We start from the raw sequence: 17532 nt of genomic DNA, 5'->3' as shown, positions 1-17532 counted from the left end.
CTCACTAATTATTTTTTATCAGCACATGGAAGCAGTAATAAAATACATTGGTAAAATACATTCCTCCTTAAAAAAAATCGAAGAATGCCCTTTGCAGGAAAATGAAAATGCCCCGGAAGCAGTGATAACAATTTTTCCGGAGTTTATTGAAGGTATCCAGAATATAACTGTGGGCTCGGAAATACTATTATTAACGTGGTTACATGTGGCTAACAGGGCTGTCATTAAATGTTATCCCCGGAATAATCAGGATGCTCCGCTTATTGGTGTATTCTCAACAAGATCTCCTGATCGTCCTAATCCCATTGGTATTCATACGGTAAAAGTGCTTTCGGTCTCAGATGATGGTCTGATAAGCGTTTCAGGGCTGGAAGTTATTGACAATACGCCCTTAATTGATATTAAGCCGATATGGAAGAAATAGATCAAACTATTATTGCCCGGATAAAAAATACTATTTATCGGCATTTTTTACCCGGGCACAATAAAATCAAACATAAAAATTGATTTTTATCCTCACTTCATTGTCTTGCTTAATTCATATAAGCTTCCAATATCTTCTTTTCCTCCGGCTTTACAAACTGTCCGTACTTGTCCAGGTATTCCTTCGCCACTGATTTAAACCCGGCTTTATCCTGTTTATTTAACAGATAGATAGTTTTTGCCCGCAGGAATATTTCTTCTCCTGGTGCGCCATAAGGTTTAATCGATGTGTGAATGGCTTCCCAATCCGGATTGGTGCTGTCATCCGAAACAAATGGACTGATCTGGTCCTGATAAATAATATTCATCATTTTTGTTTCTGCCTGTCTTGCGCCCATCGCGTTGTCAACGGCTTCGATGTTATTTGTGATGATAGGGAAACCGTTGTCTTTAGTACTGTTTGTTACCTGCATCACATAGCCGAGGTCTTCTGCCGAATAAGGCTGTTTCATCAAAGCAATATATTCGCCGCCTATCCTGGTTGTTCCTGCTTTATCGCCCACCTGTGTGGCCATCATCGCCAGTTTCTTTAAAAAAGGTGCATCTCTCCTGCCATCTATGTATTGCTGTAATAACGCGCTATAAATGGTTCCGGGCTCTGTCAGGTCTGCATCTTTAGCAATTATTGCCGGCATCTCTCCCATATCCGGATTTAGCGGGGCATGGATCTTTCTTATTTCTGTAAAGGGAATTTTTACTACTTCCCTGTCATAGGTTATCAGCCCATTCTGTTCTCCTTCCACATCAAATGGCTGGGTGTAGATACTGGCAGATAAACCTTCTTTTTGCAGCAATTGCAAGTGCTGGTTCATGATGGTGTATTTGGCTTTCAACCCGGCGGGTTTTTCCATGATGTAGCCCCATGCGCTGCTCGTGTTCCACTGGTGATCGGGAATGAAGACCCCGATGCCACCAAACTCGCCCAGTACCCTGGCTTTACCGGGAAGCTGCAAGGCATTCATCGGATCCGGGTAACTGTGTATATCGGTCATGTCTGCACTTACGTAGGCATTAGGACTCGGACTGCGCAGTTTTCCGTTTACATACAGGTATTCACCGGAGTGCCCGTTCACCAGCCGGGAGGGATCTGTGTGTTTAATCCACTCCGTTAACCGTTGCTGATCAAAGCGTCCCCACTTCTCATTGAACAATACCCAGGTAGTGATGCAGGGGGAGTTGTGCAGCTGCGCCAGTGTTTCTTTACATTGCTGTTCAAAAGCTGCTTTAGCTCCTTCAGGTAATCCCTGGTTGGGATTTACCATATCCTGCCAAACCAGCATGCCCAGTTTATCTGCCCAATAATACCATCTTGCAGATTCTACCTTGATGTGTTTACGGATGGTATTAAAGCCCATCGCCTTAATTGCCCTGATGTCAAACGACAGCGCCTCATCAGTAGGCGCCGTATACAGACCATCAGGCCAGAAGCCCTGGTCAAGGGTTCCAAGGTTAAAATAAGCGGCATTATTTAAAAAGATACGATCTACTCCTTTATCATCTTTGCCAATAGAAATCTTCCGCATCCCGAAATAACTTTTCACTTCATCTACCACTTTACGGCCTTTTAGTAATCGTACAGATAAGTCATACAGAAAAGGATTACCAGGGGACCATAGTTGGGCGTTCTTCACCGGCAGCTGCAGTACTGCGCCACTCGCTCCTTTGATAGTGCCGGTCTCCGTACCGTTTGTTAAAGCAGTGGCCTCAACGGTATAACCCGCAGGCGCATTCACAGTGAGGTGAAGCACCCCTTTATCAATATCAGGTGTTATCCGTAGTCCTGTGATATAATCTTTCGGCACCCTTTCCAGCCATACCGTTTGCCAGATACCGGAGCTTGGGGTATAATAAATATCCGCAGGATTCAGCACCTGCTTGCCATGTGGACCAACACCCTGATCTGAAGGATCATAGACCTTTACCAGCAAGATATTATCTCCGGGTTTAACAGCATCAGTAATATCAATAGTAAAGGCCGTATAACCACCTGTATGACCGCCAACTTCCTTACCGTTGAGGTACACTTTGGTTTGCCAGTCTACCGCCCCAAAGTGCAGCAAAGTACGTTCTCCGTTGGCAGCAGGAATGGCGATTGTTTTTTTGTACCATAAACGCTGTTCTGGTTTCAATCCCTTTTTCACGCCCGACAATGCCGATTCCAGGGGATAAGGCACCAGGATCTGTCCATCGAAAGCGGAGGGTTTGGCATTATCATCAGCTGTAATGGCGTACTCCCACAGACCATTCAGATTTTGCCAATCTTTGCGCACCATTTGAGGGCGCGGATATTCTTTCAATGCATTTTCCGGATTTACATCAGCTGCCCACCGGCTTTGCACCGGTATAGGTTGCAGCTGATAATTTTGCTGCGCTTCCGTATTATTTACCAAAAAAATCAACAATGCAGTGGCTGGAAACAAATACTTTTTTACTGGTTTTAACATGGCTGGTTTTGTGCTTGATTTTAAATAGATGGTTATTAAAAAGCCGGTTGATAATGCTTACCTATGGAGTCCGTAGATCATCTTTGGGGGATCAAAATATTAGCTGTGTGCCAGGCAAATACTTCTTCAGAATATATAATTACCAAGTAAAATAATGATAAAATAGGTAAGTTCATCATTAAAAATAAAAAAAAATGAAAGCCGCATAAATCTTACGATCCATGCGGCTTTTGCAACCGTTTGTAATTCAAAAATGCTACAATGCCTTAATGCGTATATTCTTGTAATACGTTTTGTTTCCGTGGTCCTGTAATGCAATCACACCAGTTTTAGCGTTACCATAATCAGGATAATCTTTCCATTTGCCGGCGCCTTTTTTTTGGGTCCAGTCAGCATCCCAGGCGGTGAATGCCACAATTTTTTCGCCGTTCAGCCAATGTTCTACATGGCCTTTGTTAAAAATGATACGGCTTTTGTTCCACTCTCCTACCGGTTTCAGTTTTTTGTTAGCGCCTGCGGGATGCATCGCATAATCGGCGCCAGCCTGTTGCCAGTCGTTTAATTTTTGCGGGTAAGTAACATCGTCGATGATCTGGTATTCCGGACCGGTTTCGGATGGCCCATGATATTTTTTATCTTCTACCACATGGTACATAACGCCGCTGTTGCTGCCTTTATCTACCTTCCACTCCCATTCCAGCTCAAAGTTCCCGTACTTTTTATCGGTAACAATATCTTCGCTGGAAGCACCTCCCCCGCATACCAGCGCGCCATCTTTTATTTCCCAGTTGGCAATGGGCTGCATACCCTTATTAAAGCCATGCCAGCCATTAAGGGTTTTGCCATCAAATAAATTTACCCAGCCTTTTGCAGCAGCCTGATGGTGTGTACCGCTGTCTTCTCTTACAGTTGCCTGGCTGAAAGCAGCGCTCAGCGCAATACAGCCAACGGCAGCAGACAATACAACTAATTTTTTCATGTTTACATTTTTCAAAGTCTACATCTAATTTTAATACCCGGTATTTTGTGTCAGATTATTATTGATAGAGATTTCATTGTTAGAAATCGGCAGATGAATTGATTTCTCCTGTACATAACCGTTGCCGAATTTAGTTTCAATGAGTCCTCCGTCTGCGCCGCGTACTTCAATCGGATAAATATCTTTTCCAATTCCCCAGCGTCTTACATCATCCCAATAGAGGCCTTCCAGCGCAAATTCAATTCTTCTTTCATGGCGCAGCTTTGCACGCGCATCACTTTGCGATAAGCTGGCTGGCAACGCAGTGATCTTTACATCAGTACGGGAAGTACGAATCTGGTTGATGAGTCGTATGGCCTGTGGTACATCTGTACCTTTTTCTATCAACGCTTCTGCTTTCGAAAGTAATACATCTGCGTAACGGAAAATAATAAAATTTAATGGCTCTTGCCCGGCTACTACCTGCTGTGTTTCTATAGTATATTTCCTGATGGAATAACCTACTTTCTGGCCGGTATGGTTCTTAATTTCCACAGGATATAGTTGTCCCTGGAAATACGCACCAGGCCTGAGGATGGTAAAGTCCAGCCGCGGATCTCTGTTGACATAAGGCGTAGCCGGATTTACCGGTGCGCCATCGATCGTTTCATAGGCATCCACTAAATTCTGGATAGGTGCCACTGAGTTAGACCCATCTATGCCGTACTTCATATTCTGCGGCTGCCAGTGACGATCAAAATAACTACCTTGTTGGAAAGGGCCGTCCATATATTCCACATCAAACATTACTTCTGCATTATTTTCATTGGCCAGCTGAAACAATCCGTGGTAGCTGGGGAACAGGCTGTACTTATTGAGTGCATCAATTTTATCTGCATATTCCAATACTTTATCCCAGTTGGCTTTATATAAATAAGCGCGCAGCTTCATTGCCAGTGCAGCTCCCAGTGTAGCCCTTCCCGTTATAGGTGCGGTGGTGCCCAGGCGTTTGATAGCCTCATCGTAATCAGCATGCACCTGTGCCCATGTTTCATCTTCCGAATTACGTTTCATGGCCCTGGCCTGGTCTGCAGTGATTGTTTTAGTGAATACAGGTACACCGCCGTAACTATTTGCCAGCAAAGCATAAAAGACGCCTCTTAAAAAATAGATCTCTCCTTTCATCTGTGTTTTGAGCGCATCGTCCATCGCTACTTTATCGATATTTTCAATAAAGGTATTGGCCCTGTTGATGCCGGTATAACATTGTTGCCAGCGGCCACTTACAATACCGCCATCGTTGGCTGAAATAGTTCCGTTACCTACCTGCTTTTCCATTCCTTCCCAGTAAGCCCACTGGTAGGCGTTGGGAGAACAGGCATCAAACCCGCCACCATAGCCATATACAAAAGATTCATGCAACACATTGTAAACACCGTACAACGCCAGGGTTGCATCAGATTCATTTGCCCAGAAATTATCTGTCGTGATGCGGTCATCCGGTTTTTTGTCCAGGAACGATTTGGAGCAACCACTTGCCAATAATGCCGTTGCTATTATTGTCAGAAATATATATCTCATAATCAGTTCAGTTTAAAGTTGCAGATTAATACCAAAAGAAGTGATAACAGGTGTCGGGTAAATAGTACTGCCGTTTGCAAAGGTGTTCTGCTCCGGATCAAAACCCAGGTATCCTTTACTGGTAAAAGAAGGCAGGTTTTGTACGTTGGCATAAATACTTCCGCCTTTGAAACGAATACTGTGCAGTAAAGATGCCGGCAGTTGATATGACAACTGTATATTCTTGATCTTAAAATAGCTCATGTTCTGCACCCAAAAAGAAGATTCATACCTGTTCCAGGTATCGTTCACGACTATACGTGGTAAAGTATTGCTGTGATTGTCCGGTGTCCAGGCGTCTTTCCACCTGGTGAGCAATGTGCCACCGGAAATACCCAGCGGTGTTGTCCATGCACTTTGGTTGTAGCCACTGATGCCCGCCAGTCCCTGTGTTACAATGTTCAGGCGCCAGTTTTTATAATTGGCGCCCAGCGTAATGCCATAGGTGTATTTAGGCAATGTATTACCCAGCGATTGTTTATCCTTATAATCCAGTTTGCCGTCACCATTTACATCTTCATATTTTAAATCACCTGCTTTAGGTATATACCCGTTATTTCTCATGTACTCGCTGGCTTCTTTATCAGATTGAAATACACCCACTGATTTATAGCCGTACAACATTTTATAAGGCATCCCTTCTCTGATGAGCCACAACTGATCCGGTGCATCTGCCCTGAATTTTGTTACCATATTTTTGATATAGGTGATATTTGCTCCAATAGAATAACTGAAGCCGGATCTATATTCCGGAGAATGATAATTCACGGAAAATTCAAATCCTTTGTTGCTCATCTTCCCGATATTCTGAATCGGCGCGCTTACTTCTCCCAGTGTGGAAGAGATGGGCAGTTGCACCAGTATCTGATCTGTATTCTTATTAAAATAATCCAGTTCAACAGACAATGCATTATTGAACAACCCTACATCCAAACCAACATCTGTACTGGTAGTGGTTTCCCAGCTGATATTAGGATCTACCAACCCGGTGATGGCAGCACCGGGTGCAAACTGGCCGCCCGCCGTATAGCTGGTACCGTTAGTTTGTGTAACAGCCCCGATGTATGGATAATTATTAACAGAACCATCCGAATTATTCGTGTTCTGATTGCCGAGCTGTCCCCATGAAGCACGTAATTTCAGCTGACTGATAGCCGCAATATTTTTGATGAAGTTTTCTTTTTCCATGGCCCATCCTGCAGAAACAGACGGGAAATAACCCCAGCGGTTACCTTGCCTGAACCTGGAAGATGCATCTGCACGAAGATTAGCTTCCAGCAGGTATTTTTCCCTGTAGTTATAATTAATTCTTCCGAAATAAGCCAGCATGCTCCATTCTGTAGTATTACCCCCGGCCTGTACATTGCTGGTACCTGCATCTACTTCATTGAGCCCGGCTTTAGGCGGGTCAGACTTCTGACCGGACATGGGTTTCAACTGATATGACTCTGCCTGTGTACCTACGATAACAGAAAAATTATGTACGTTATTAAATGATTTCGTATAGTTGAGCGTGTTATAATACACCCAGTAAAACTCTTCGTTATTGGCTCTGTAAAGTGTTATCTGCGAAGGATAATCTAATACCTTTCCCTGGATACCACCGGCGGTATATACATAATTGAGCTGGTTGTGTTTATCCCGGCGATTGTTATTTGACTGGCCGGTAAACATCGTTTTAAAAGTAAGGTCTTTGGTAATATTTGCTGTAGCATTAAGATTAGCCCTGAAAAAATTATTGACATACTGACTATTACCATCATACAGATCCGGCAGTGGATTACGGGAATCCACAATGGGAGAGCCATCCGGCTTCAGCGCCTGTGTAGCGCCGAACCGGCCGTCTTTTGTATATGGTGCGATAAAAGGATAACCACCATTGGACATAATATAATAAATGCGGTCAATCCCATCCACCGGGCTGTTCGTGATCTTGCGGGTGATCTGCACACGGCCGCCTACTTCCAGCCAGTCCTTTAATTTGTTATTGATCGCAAAGTTAACACCATAGCGCTTGCTGTCGGTTTGACGAATAATACCGTCCTGCGACAGATAATTAGCAGATAAGAAAAAATTTTGTTTGGCAGCACCACCTCTTACAGAAATATTGTGTTCCGTAATCGGAGCAGTGCGAAATATTTCTTTGTAAAAATCTGTATTCGGATAAAGATATGGGTCTTTGTTATTACCGAAATCATTCATCATATTCCTTGGAAACAGTGGATCACCGCCGCTATTCACCACAGCGCTGTTCCACAGGTTCATAAATTCCACACTGTTATTGATACGGTCATATTTCCTGCCCAGTTGCTGCATGCCGTAGTATCCGTTGTAAGATAACACGGGCTCCATATTATAGGTGCCTTTTTTGGTAGTCACCAGCACAATACCGTTTGCCGCACGGGAACCATATATAGAGGCAGATGCAGCATCTTTCAGGATAGTGATACTGCCGATATCTGCGGGGTTCAGCTCTGACAGTTTACCTTCAATACCATCAATAAGCACCAGCGGATCGGTGTTGTTTAAAGTACCAAAACCACGAATGCGCAAAGTAGCGCCATCGCCGCCGGGAGAGCCGGAGTTCTGGCTTACGAATACACCGGCCACCTTACCCGCCAAAGCCTGGCTGGGGTTAGTGATAGGCCTGTTCTCCAGAGCTTTATCGTAATTGATGGTGGCCACTGCGCCAGTGAGATTAGCACGCTTTTGTGTACCATAACCTACTACCACTACTTCAGATAATTTATCGAAAGAAGGTTTCATGATAATGGTTAGGGCTTCTTCCGATTTCACTACTACCTCAGCAGGCTGGTAGCCGATATAGGAAAAAATAAGTGTTTCGCCGGCATCCACTTTAATGGTAAAAAGACCATGTTCATCGGTGGTAGCAAAAGCTTTATTGCTTTTTGCTTTAATAGTAACACCTGGTAGTGGTGATCCGTCCTCGCCCAGCACCTTCCCTTTGATCACCGCCAGTATGGCTGCTGTAGCCATAGCACCGGAAAGTTCATTTGCCTGTTTTTCCTTAATAGCAATAATATTTTTTTCAATACTGTAAGTGAGTGCCTGATTTTTAAAGAGGCTTTCCAGGACCTGCAGTAAGTCTTCATTATTCACCTTGATAGTTACATGTTGTGCTTTTTTCAGCACATCCATTTTGTACCAGAATACGTAATCTGTTTTTGCTTCAATTTTTTTGAAGACCTTTTCCAATGGTTGATCGGTCACATTCAGACTAATTTTATTTGTTTGCTTTTCGGCCATAGCAGTGCCCCGGAAGACAGTGAGCATGCAGATAAGTAATAACAAACTTTTACGGGCACGGGCCCTCCCTGAAAGGAGTCTTTTTACAGGTTGTTCCATACTTTCGTGTTTAAGTGGTTAATGTTGCGACAGTAAATAGCCGGCTAGAGAATGCGCGTGTCTGATTTTATTCTACAATAATGCTGGTTCCATTGAAAGTAAACCTGGCGCCGTTTGTTTCCAGGCCCCGGAGTATTTCCGGTAGTTTCATACCGGGATATATTTTCCCATGGAAAGATCCCTGGTGGACTCCTCCTTTAAAAACAACGTGCACATCGTACCAGCGTGCAATTTGCCTGAATACTTCCTCCAGTGGCGTGTTATCGAATTGCAGGTAGCCTTTTTGCCAGGCTACTATTTCTTCAAGATTTGGTTGTGATACTGACAGTTTTCCGGTATTGTTCAACTGCGCCTGCTCTCCCGGTCTGATCTGTATTTTTTGTTTGTTCACTTTTACCTGTACACTACCTTCCAGCAAAGTGGTACTGACAGCAGGTTCATCTGTATAAGCATTGATATTAAAATGGGTACCCAATACCAGCACCGACATTTTTCCGGTAGCTACGCTGAATGGTTGATAATTTCCGCCGTTAGCGGCTACTTGTTTAGCCACTTCAAAATAGGCTTCTCCGGTGATGGCCACATCCCTGCTGTTGCCGGTAAATGCGGCGGGGAAGCTGATGGTTGATCCCGCATTCAGCCATACTTTGGTGCCATCGGATAATACAACAATGTACTGCGATGATTTTGGTACACTTAATTTATGGATACCAACAGGTTGCTGCTGTCCGGCAGCTACCTGCTGGTATTCAATTTCATTGTTCGCTGTTTTTGTGATGGTTACTGCTCCATCCTGCAGCGTTTGTCCGGCTGCGATAGCGTCCAGCGCAATGGTCCTTCCGCCCGAAAGCTCCAGCACCGCCTTATTACGCGATTTATACGGCATGGCTCCCTTTAACGAAACAGGATTACGTATATGGCTCTCCGTTATATGATGCTGAAACCAGGTAGCAGTCATTACAATAGCAGCCATTATTGATGCTGCCACGGCTACACGTAATAATATGATGCGCCGGTTACGACCAGGTTTGCTGATAGCATCGGTTTCATACAACTTTTCAAGCACAGCTGCTTTAGCCGTTTCCCTGTATTGCATTGCTTCCTGCGAATCCTCGTCCTCAAACAGCGGGGCATGATCTTCCCCTTCGGCCAGCCACGCTTCAATGAGCTGCTGTTCCTCCGGAGAAGCAGTACCATCCAGGTACTTTTCTAATATTTTTATATCTATATTACTGTCCAAAGTATAAGTCCCGGCTCCTTGCTGTTATCTTACACAACTATAAACGAGCAGAAAAGAAAACACCGCTATTGTATTTCTGATTTTTTTTTAGTTTTTTTATTCGCTACTTGATATGTAAGATGAATCCTTTATACGCAAGCGCTACCGACAGCGATCTGTTCCAGTTACTGAAAGAAGAAGATGTTGCTGCATTTGAGGCTATCTACGACCGCTACTTCATCCGGCTGCTTAATATAGCTTATAAGCGGATGGAGAACAAGGAGGATGCCCTGGAAGTGGTACAGGATGTATTTATCCGGTTGTACGCCAAACGTGCGCAAATTGAAAATACCGATTACCTGTTTGCCTACCTGCAAACATTATTGAAACACGGCATGATTGATCGTTTTCGCCAGCACCTGGTGCAACAGAAACAATATGCCGCTATCAAAGAGCAGGTGCAAACACATACTGTGCATGCAGCCGATCAACAAATCGACAGTAAAAAACTGGAAGAAAAAATACACTACATCATTAATAGCCTGCCGGAAAAATGTAAAGAAGCATTTATTCTGAGCAGGATGCAATACCTGTCGCACCAGGCGATTGCCACTAAAATGAGCATCTCCGTGAGTACTGTGGAGAAACATATTGTGAAAGCATTACAGCAGCTGCGGAAGCAGTTGAAGGAAACCAATGTATAAACCTTCCTAAAATAAAGAGGCCGCCTCTTTATGAAGAAACGGCCCCGATTACTTTTATACGATCCTCAGCTATTCATTAATTCCTGAAAATAATCCACAAATTGCCCTACATGATAACCATCCATTAAAGCGTGATGTACATGTACTGAAACAGGCATCATACTTTGTCCGTTTTGGGTGGTCATCTTCCCAAAAGATACTTTCGGGCAACTATCTTTAAAAGAAAAACTCCGCGCATGAGAAATAGCAGTAAAATTGATCCAGGGCAGCGAAGAATAATGGATTACATTTTCTCCGGACACTGCAGGGATAAGCCCTTTACTGTTTTGCACCTTTTCAATTTCTTGCTGAGCAGTGGTTTCAAATTGCCGGAAATCTTCATAAAAATCCATGTAAGCAAAACCAAATGTACTATCAGGACGATTAATAGTTGGAGAAGCATGTACTTTATCATACTCCCACACCTCATTATCCGTTATACGATAACGGAACGGAGCTATTGCATTAATTGCCACCAATGATTTATGCAGGTAATACAGGAAGAAGGAAGCACCCTGCTCTTTGGCCGCTGCATAGGCTTTGGTACAATCTATCTGCACACATACCCCAAAAAAAGGTTCTTCAAACTGTCTGAAAAAATCAAACTGATCTTTTCTGGCCCAGCTTTCTAATGCCAGCTTTTGTTTCATATCATCATTTTGGGTAGTATTTCCATAATAGTTTCAAACTGGTGAAAACGCAGATCTTCTACCTGGTGATCTATTTTTTCATGTGCCCAGGTAGTGTGATAAGGAATATGCACTCCATGTCCACCTAAAGCGATAACCGGCATTATATCTGACTTAAGCGAATTACCGATCATTAAAAATTCTTCGGGCTGGCAGTCCAGGTGCTTTAACAGCTTTTTATAATCCTTTTCCTGTTTATCGCTCATTATTTCAATGTGATGGAAATAATGCGCCAGTCCTGATTTGTTCAGTTTCCGTTCCTGGTCCAGCAGATCTCCTTTGGTAGCCACGACTAATTTATATTTTCCTTTCAGGGATTTCAGCACTTCTTCTACCCCATCTAACAATTCAATAGGCTTATTCAGCAGCTCCTGTCCATATTCAATCACCTTATGGATTGTTTGCAGACTGGCTGTATTTTCAGAAACCCGCAATATCGTTTCTATCATACATAACATAAAACCTTTTACGCCATATCCATATAAAGAAAGATTTTGCATTTCCGTTTTGAAAAGCTCCTGGGATACTGTATGATGAGGCAGGTAATCCTCCATCAGGGCACAGAACTTTTGCTCTGTTTCCTGGAAATAAGGTTCATTTACCCATAGGGTATCATCTGCATCAAAAGCGATCACTTTAATGCCAGTAAATGATTTTTGATGATTTTCCATTTGATATATTCCTATTTTTAAGTAAAAGTAAAACAGATTTTAAATAAAACCGGGACATTTGTCCCATTGTAAAAAATGATCAGAAACAATCTGGCTATATTAAACATTATTGAGCAGTATCAGACTAACAAAAAAGGAGCCGATGTTTTCCTGAAAACACTGGAGCCGGGAGAAAAACTGCTGCAACAGGGAACAACACTGCATTACGTGTATGTTATCAGGGAAGGTATCTCCAAATGTTATCTTACAGAAAATAATGGTAAAGATTTTATTTTTGAATTTCTGGGAGCAGGAGAAATTGTGGGCGAGATAGAATTTATAAAACATACCCGCTGTCTTTGTAATATAGAAGCACTCACCTCACTTACCGTTTACTGTATTACGTACGACTATTTTTCACAGCTGATCCGGATTAATCAACCATTCAATACTTTATTACTGGATGTACTGGTAACAAGGATCTATCACACATCTGAAAGAGCCTCCTATCAACAAAGATATCCTGCTGAATATAATACACTGAAATTATTATCGCTGCTGGCAGCCCATCAAATTGTATTATCCAAAAAGGATCTGGCAGACTACCTTGCTGTATCAATAAGGAGTTTCAACAGAACACTGAAAGACCTGAGAAATAAAAGTATTCTTCATCCGGAAGATTTTAATCTTTATATGGATAAAGTGGAGTTGAATAAGCTCTTGCATCAATATGAGGATTAACTGAATTCAAACCCGGACTATCCAACTTCAAGAAACGTAACATTATATAGCTCCCGCTGCCCCATTTTTACAGAAAAAAAATGATGTTAAAGATAATCGCCATGCACCCAAATCTTTCAAAACAATTGCCTGCCTTACTCAAATAACTTAACTTTTGACCATGAATAAAGGAATGTTCCTTGTATTGCTGGTGCTGCTCTTTAGCGTGCCGACAGCAAATGCCCAATTATATTTCAGGGAGAAATCATCACAACACTTTATGTTGCCTGGTTTTCAAATGACCCTTTCCAACAATTTTGAATCTGCTCATCATCCATACTCCCCGGTGTATATCGCGCTGCCTTTTAAAGATGAATACTTTACAGTATACGGTGAGCACCTGATCCTGAGTGCTTTTAAAAGGGACAGCCTGATACAGTTAGCAAATTTTCAGGGTGGCCTTTTCCGGGACAGCAGCCTGCAGGACAGCAACGCTTTCCCTTTCGCAGCACTGCAGGCAAGAGTTGTCAGGAATGGTGCTGTACTAAGGGATTGGCAGTATATCAGCAACATGACTTCCTTTGAGGACAGGGCTGTCACTTATACAGCCAATCCCCGCAAGCCAGCGCCTTCCTACTGGCTGGTGAACGACACCCTGGCAATTGGCGACAGCATCCTCATTGAACTTCGGAAGAAGAATGAACAGCCTTTTCTCAGGTTGCATGCAAAACGGGAAAATGCACACACGCAGCCATTCATGATGTCCTACCTAAGTGACAGCAGCACGTCCACCGAACTTTCTTTTATCAGTAAACAACTACTTTACAGTTTAAACAGAGTGTATGATACCCGCTTTTATAGCGACTGGCCGGGGGGTGGATTGCAGCTCAGAAATGCCAGGGTTTCAGCAAACTCCCGACTGGCTTTTTATTTCCGGGAAGAGACAAGCCATACCATGGATTCCATTTACTCCTACCGTATACTCGGAGGCCAATACAAAGATACTGCATGGCAGAAAACAGATGGCCTTATCCTGATGGCATCATTGCTTCACAACGCGGATTATACCCTTGAAGTAAAATACGCCGATGGTCACGGACAATTATCTACCTATACATTTAATACGCCGCCATTATGGTATCAAACTAGCTGGTTTAAAATTATCATATTTGCCCTGGCAGTAGCTATCTTGCTGTTATTGTTCTTTGTTTCCCGCGCAAGAAAAAATAAACGAAAAATGAAATACCTGCAGTTGGAAATGCAGGCGCTGCACGCACAGATGAATCCGCATTTCCTTTTTAATGCACTGGGCTCTATCCAGGGCCTGATGAATGACCAGCAAACCGCCAAAGCAAATAAATACCTGACAGGATTTGCTACACTACTGCGCAGTGCTGTTTCTCAGGGCAGCAAGGCGTTTGTTCCCCTGAGTGTTGAACTGAAAAATCTTGATAACTACATTGAACTGGAAAGGCTTCGGTTCGGGTTCCGTTATGAACTGGAAGTTTCTCCGGCTATCCAGACGGATCAGATCGACGTTCCACCGCTGCTTGCACAGCCGTTGATCGAAAATGCGGCAAAACATGGTCTCTCCGGCAAACGTGAAAATGGGATGCTCCGCATTCATATAACAAAAGAAAACGCAGATTTACTATTTTTAGTGATCGATGACGGGAACGGGTTTGATCCTGACAAACCGGCCAACGGGCATGGTATCCGGCTCACACAAGCGCGCATTGCACTCTTTAACCGGATGTATAAATACAGAAAAATATTACTGGAAATCAGCAGCTCCTCCAATGGTACCCGCTGCTGCCTCCGATTTAAAAACTGGATGGACAATGATTAATGCACTTATTATAGATGATGAACCTATCAATATCATTAACCTGCAACGACTGCTGGAGCAGCATTGTCCTGGTGTGCGGGTAACCGGTACTGCTAACGGAGCTGCTGATGGCATTACCGCCATTCAGCAGCTCCGTCCGGATCTTGTTTTTCTTGATATACAGCTGCCTGACAAAAATGGCTTTGAGCTATTAAAGGAGTTGCCTTCCGCAGATTTTGCGCTGATCTTTGTAACCGCATTTGATCAATATGGTATTCAGGCGGTAAAGTTTGCGGCGATGGATTACCTGTTGAAACCAGTGGACACAGAAGAGCTTAAAACTGCAGTAGAAAAAGCATCCTCCGTAATAGCAAAAAAGAAACAAAGCCAGCAAATGCAATACCTGGTTGAAATACTGCACCAGGGCCAGCAAAAAGACGAGCACCGCATTGCCCTTCCTTCGTTGAAAGAAACAAGGTTTGTATATACGAAAGATATTGTTCGTTGTGAAAGCAGTAACAGCTATACACATTTTTACATAAAAGATGGAGAGAAGATCACCGTAGCTGTTTCCATTTATGAGTACGAAGAAATGCTGGCCCCTTACGGTTTTGTAAGGTGTCATCAGTCGCACCTGGTGAACAAAAAATTTGTCAGAAGCATGGTGAAAGAATCCGGAGGATATTTATTGATGGAAGACGGCGTACAGGTTCCGGTATCGAGGGCAAGGAGAGATGAACTGAAGAAGGGATTGGTGTAAAGCGGGGGTACACCGTTCACGTTTTAAGCGTCTTCTGGCCTTTCTGCAACATGATCAGGGCCTTTTCGGCTCTTGTTTGCCGGGTAGCCTCCTGTTTTGCTGAACCAACCCAATCGCAATATCCCTGCTTGTAAGACTTTGAGAGGGAATCAAAAAAAGTCTTTGCCTGCTTGTCTTTTGCCAGCAATATTTCCAGTTCAGTGGGCACTCCCTCAATATGTTCTCCTTTTGGCAGCATCTTATATTTTTTGAATCTTAAAAATAGGAAATTATTTGTCTTTTCAAATAAAAGACAAATAATCACACTTTCAAAAGAACGTTGCCGGCCAGACAATGAGGGTATTGCTTATCCATTAAATATATTTTATTAAACCAAAACGGATATTGTGTTGTTAACATTTAGATAAACACCCTCATCCATCTCAATTCCTTCGCATAAATAAACAATTCGCAGCACTTTCTTTCAGCGATCGGGCATTCATCACGGTACATTCATCTTTCAAAAGATGGGTGAAATGCTTTTGAATTTATCTAAACATTTATAACATGAGATCTCTTATTTTTTCTGCGTTGTTGGCGTTATTGGCATTAAGCAGCTGCTTTCAAAAAGGCAATAAAAACGCTGCATTAACAGGCGATTCTGCGAGAATTATTGCGCATGATGCCTGGATATATGCGTTTCCAATGTTCAACAACTACAGAACCATGTATCTTTATGCATTGGATAAAAAATATCCTGATTACATTGGAGGATTTAATCAGTTCAGGAATTATACAAAAAGCTTTACATCCAGTGATACCGCCGTTGTTACGCCAAATAATGACACGCCTTACTCCTGGGCAATTCTTAATCTGAGTGATGAACCTGTTATTATAGAAGTGCCGGAAATAAAAGATAAAAGATACTACGCGCTGCAGTTCATTGATCTTTACACTTTCAATTTCGGGTATATTGGTAGTCGTACCACAGGCGACGGTGCCGGCAAATACCTGGTTACAGGCCCCGGCCAACAGGTTGATAAGCCAGCTGGCATTAATGGTGTTATCTCTTCTGAAACTAACCTGGTAACAGTTTTAGGAAGAACGGAATTAAAAACTGCGCCGGGCGATATTTAAAATGTAAAAAAAATACAGGCAGGCTTTAAGATCATCCCTTTGCATGAGTATACCAAACAAGCTGCCCCTCCTGTCAAAAAGTATGATTTATCATTTCCGGTATACAATCCTGGAGCAATAAGTTCCTATTCATTTATTGGATTGCTCAATAATTTATTGCAGTACAGCCCCCTGGTTCCGGAAGAAAAAGGAATAAGGGAAAGGTTTGCTAAAATTGGCATTGAACCCGGAAAACCTTTCGACAGCACCGCTTATAGTCCTGAAATACTGGCTGCAATTAATGATGGTGTAAAAAGTGCTGAAAAGGAATTGCAGGAAGGCACCGATAAAATTTCCAATGCCACCGATCTCTTTGGTACCAGGGAAATGCTGCAGGGAAATTATTTCAAACGGGCACTGGGAGCTGCTGCGGGATTGTTTGGAAACACCAAAGAAGAAGCTATATACGTTGGTATCAGGTCAGATAAAAACGGCAATTTCCTGGAGGGTAAAAACAATTATATCATCCGTTTCCCTAAAGGTCAAACACCACCAAACAAATACTTCTGGAGCATTACTTTATATGAATTACCAAGCCGTTTCCTGGTTAAAAATCCGATTAACAGGTATTCTATCGGTGACAGAACAAGCGGGCCTAAATATGACCCTAACGGCGATCTGACGTTATATCTGCAACATTACCCACCGGCAAAAGATAAGGAGCCTAACTGGTTGCCTACTCCTCAAGGTTCCTTTTATTACCTGATCCGGATTTATGGTCCCGGAAAAGAAATCCTGAACGGGGAATGGAAAGCTCCGCAACCAGCACCAGTGAAGTAATCATAACATTAGCACAAATGGCCGATCTTCAAACTAAAGTAATGACTGCACAAATGAATCTTTCAGCGGAGCAGATACCAGCAGTATATCAGGTAAATTTAAAAGAATAAGGTGATG

At 42.9% G+C, this 17532-nt stretch carries 15 protein-coding genes; 7 read left to right on the top strand and 8 right to left on the bottom strand.

The window, feature by feature from the left end; all coding sequences use genetic code 11:
- Nucleotides 1–25 precede the first annotated feature (25 nt).
- Nucleotides 26–424 carry a tRNA (N6-threonylcarbamoyladenosine(37)-N6)-methyltransferase TrmO gene (gene tsaA, locus CLV51_RS14370; protein WP_106528706.1) on the top strand — a complete coding sequence of 133 codons (399 nt, stop codon included), beginning with the start codon at nucleotides 26–28 and terminating at the stop codon, nucleotides 422–424.
- 109 nt (nucleotides 425–533) lie between these two features.
- Here the strand turns inward: tsaA and CLV51_RS14365 are convergent, their stop codons facing one another.
- The 5 genes from CLV51_RS14365 to CLV51_RS14345 form a co-directional block, all read right to left on the bottom strand.
- Nucleotides 534–2927 (bottom strand): glycoside hydrolase family 2 protein, encoded by a 2394-nt coding sequence (locus CLV51_RS14365; protein WP_106528705.1) that lies wholly within the window; start codon nucleotides 2925–2927, stop codon nucleotides 534–536.
- Nucleotides 2928–3183: 256 nt separating this feature from the next.
- Nucleotides 3184–3906, bottom strand: coding sequence for a 3-keto-disaccharide hydrolase (locus CLV51_RS14360; RefSeq protein WP_106528704.1), 723 nt, complete (start codon nucleotides 3904–3906; stop codon nucleotides 3184–3186).
- Nucleotides 3907–3936: 30 nt separating this feature from the next.
- On the bottom strand, nucleotides 3937–5466 hold the full coding sequence (locus CLV51_RS14355) for a RagB/SusD family nutrient uptake outer membrane protein (RefSeq protein ID WP_106528703.1): 1530 nt from the start codon (nucleotides 5464–5466) through the stop codon (nucleotides 3937–3939).
- Between the two features lie 12 nt (nucleotides 5467–5478).
- Nucleotides 5479–8871, bottom strand: a complete 3393-nt coding sequence (locus CLV51_RS14350; protein WP_106528702.1) for a TonB-dependent receptor — start codon at nucleotides 8869–8871, stop codon at nucleotides 5479–5481.
- Nucleotides 8872–8938: 67 nt separating this feature from the next.
- The gene (locus tag CLV51_RS14345) at nucleotides 8939–10111 is read right to left on the bottom strand and encodes a FecR family protein (RefSeq protein WP_106528701.1); all 1173 of its coding nucleotides are present in this window, start codon (nucleotides 10109–10111) and stop codon (nucleotides 8939–8941) included.
- Between the two features lie 119 nt (nucleotides 10112–10230).
- Here CLV51_RS14345 and CLV51_RS14340 point away from each other — a divergent pair, with 119 nt between their 5' ends.
- Nucleotides 10231–10794 carry an RNA polymerase sigma factor gene (locus CLV51_RS14340; protein ID WP_106528700.1) on the top strand — a complete coding sequence of 188 codons (564 nt, stop codon included), beginning with the start codon at nucleotides 10231–10233 and terminating at the stop codon, nucleotides 10792–10794.
- Nucleotides 10795–10859: 65 nt separating this feature from the next.
- Here CLV51_RS14340 and CLV51_RS14335 read toward each other — a convergent pair whose 3' ends face one another.
- Entirely contained in the window at nucleotides 10860–11483 is a 624-nt protein-coding gene (locus CLV51_RS14335; RefSeq protein ID WP_106528699.1) for a chloramphenicol acetyltransferase, read from the bottom strand.
- Complete coding sequence (locus CLV51_RS14330; protein WP_106528698.1) at nucleotides 11480–12193, bottom strand: HAD family hydrolase; 714 nt, start codon at nucleotides 12191–12193, stop codon at nucleotides 11480–11482. Before CLV51_RS14330 ends, CLV51_RS14335 begins: the two co-directional genes overlap by 4 nt.
- Nucleotides 12194–12268: 75 nt before the next feature.
- On the opposite strand from CLV51_RS14330, the gene CLV51_RS14325 reads away from it, so the two are divergent.
- The 3 genes from CLV51_RS14325 (at nucleotide 12269) to CLV51_RS14315 (ending at nucleotide 15480) form a co-directional block, all read left to right on the top strand.
- Nucleotides 12269–12913, top strand: coding sequence for a Crp/Fnr family transcriptional regulator (locus CLV51_RS14325; protein WP_106528697.1), 645 nt, complete (start codon nucleotides 12269–12271; stop codon nucleotides 12911–12913).
- Between the two features lie 160 nt (nucleotides 12914–13073).
- Complete coding sequence (locus CLV51_RS14320) at nucleotides 13074–14741, top strand: sensor histidine kinase (RefSeq protein WP_106528696.1); 1668 nt, start codon at nucleotides 13074–13076, stop codon at nucleotides 14739–14741.
- Nucleotides 14734–15480 carry a LytR/AlgR family response regulator transcription factor gene (locus CLV51_RS14315; RefSeq protein WP_106528695.1) on the top strand — a complete coding sequence of 249 codons (747 nt, stop codon included), beginning with the start codon at nucleotides 14734–14736 and terminating at the stop codon, nucleotides 15478–15480. The genes CLV51_RS14320 and CLV51_RS14315 overlap by 8 nt, the downstream gene beginning before the upstream one ends.
- A 16-nt stretch (nucleotides 15481–15496) precedes the next feature.
- Here CLV51_RS14315 and CLV51_RS14310 read toward each other — a convergent pair whose 3' ends face one another.
- Nucleotides 15497–15718 carry a YdeI/OmpD-associated family protein gene (locus CLV51_RS14310; protein ID WP_106528694.1) on the bottom strand — a complete coding sequence of 74 codons (222 nt, stop codon included), beginning with the start codon at nucleotides 15716–15718 and terminating at the stop codon, nucleotides 15497–15499.
- A gap of 308 nt (nucleotides 15719–16026) precedes the next feature.
- Here CLV51_RS14310 and CLV51_RS14305 point away from each other — a divergent pair, with 308 nt between their 5' ends.
- Both CLV51_RS14305 and CLV51_RS14300 read left to right on the top strand, forming a co-directional pair.
- Complete coding sequence (locus CLV51_RS14305; protein WP_106528693.1) at nucleotides 16027–16596, top strand: DUF1254 domain-containing protein; 570 nt, start codon at nucleotides 16027–16029, stop codon at nucleotides 16594–16596.
- A 39-nt stretch (nucleotides 16597–16635) separates the two neighbouring features.
- Nucleotides 16636–17415 carry a DUF1214 domain-containing protein gene (locus CLV51_RS14300; RefSeq protein ID WP_106528692.1) on the top strand — a complete coding sequence of 260 codons (780 nt, stop codon included), beginning with the start codon at nucleotides 16636–16638 and terminating at the stop codon, nucleotides 17413–17415.
- The last annotated feature ends 117 nt before the right edge of the window (nucleotides 17416–17532 follow it).

The organism is Chitinophaga niastensis (assembly GCF_003014755.1).
GTDB classification, from domain to species: Bacteria; Bacteroidota; Bacteroidia; order Chitinophagales; family Chitinophagaceae; genus Chitinophaga; species Chitinophaga niastensis.
Note: the sequence above shows the minus strand (reverse complement) of the source record. Positions and strands in the feature narration are given on the sequence as shown.

Excerpts from the sequence above, each read along its gene's own strand:
- tsaA (WP_106528706.1), top strand. The coding sequence starts at position 26 with ATGGAAGCAGTAATAAAATACATTGGTAAAATACATTCCTCCTTAAAA.
- CLV51_RS14365 (WP_106528705.1), bottom strand. The coding sequence starts at position 2,927 with ATGTTAAAACCAGTAAAAAAGTATTTGTTTCCAGCCACTGCATTGTTG.
- CLV51_RS14360 (WP_106528704.1), bottom strand. The coding sequence starts at position 3,906 with ATGAAAAAATTAGTTGTATTGTCTGCTGCCGTTGGCTGTATTGCGCTG.
- CLV51_RS14355 (WP_106528703.1), bottom strand. The coding sequence starts at position 5,466 with ATGAGATATATATTTCTGACAATAATAGCAACGGCATTATTGGCAAGT.
- CLV51_RS14350 (WP_106528702.1), bottom strand. The coding sequence starts at position 8,871 with ATGGAACAACCTGTAAAAAGACTCCTTTCAGGGAGGGCCCGTGCCCGT.
- CLV51_RS14340 (WP_106528700.1), top strand. The coding sequence starts at position 10,231 with ATGAATCCTTTATACGCAAGCGCTACCGACAGCGATCTGTTCCAGTTA.
- CLV51_RS14335 (WP_106528699.1), bottom strand. The coding sequence starts at position 11,483 with ATGAAACAAAAGCTGGCATTAGAAAGCTGGGCCAGAAAAGATCAGTTT.
- CLV51_RS14330 (WP_106528698.1), bottom strand. The coding sequence starts at position 12,193 with ATGGAAAATCATCAAAAATCATTTACTGGCATTAAAGTGATCGCTTTT.
- CLV51_RS14325 (WP_106528697.1), top strand. The coding sequence starts at position 12,269 with ATGATCAGAAACAATCTGGCTATATTAAACATTATTGAGCAGTATCAG.
- CLV51_RS14320 (WP_106528696.1), top strand. The coding sequence starts at position 13,074 with ATGAATAAAGGAATGTTCCTTGTATTGCTGGTGCTGCTCTTTAGCGTG.
- CLV51_RS14315 (WP_106528695.1), top strand. The coding sequence starts at position 14,734 with ATGATTAATGCACTTATTATAGATGATGAACCTATCAATATCATTAAC.
- CLV51_RS14310 (WP_106528694.1), bottom strand. The coding sequence starts at position 15,718 with ATGCTGCCAAAAGGAGAACATATTGAGGGAGTGCCCACTGAACTGGAA.
- CLV51_RS14305 (WP_106528693.1), top strand. The coding sequence starts at position 16,027 with ATGAGATCTCTTATTTTTTCTGCGTTGTTGGCGTTATTGGCATTAAGC.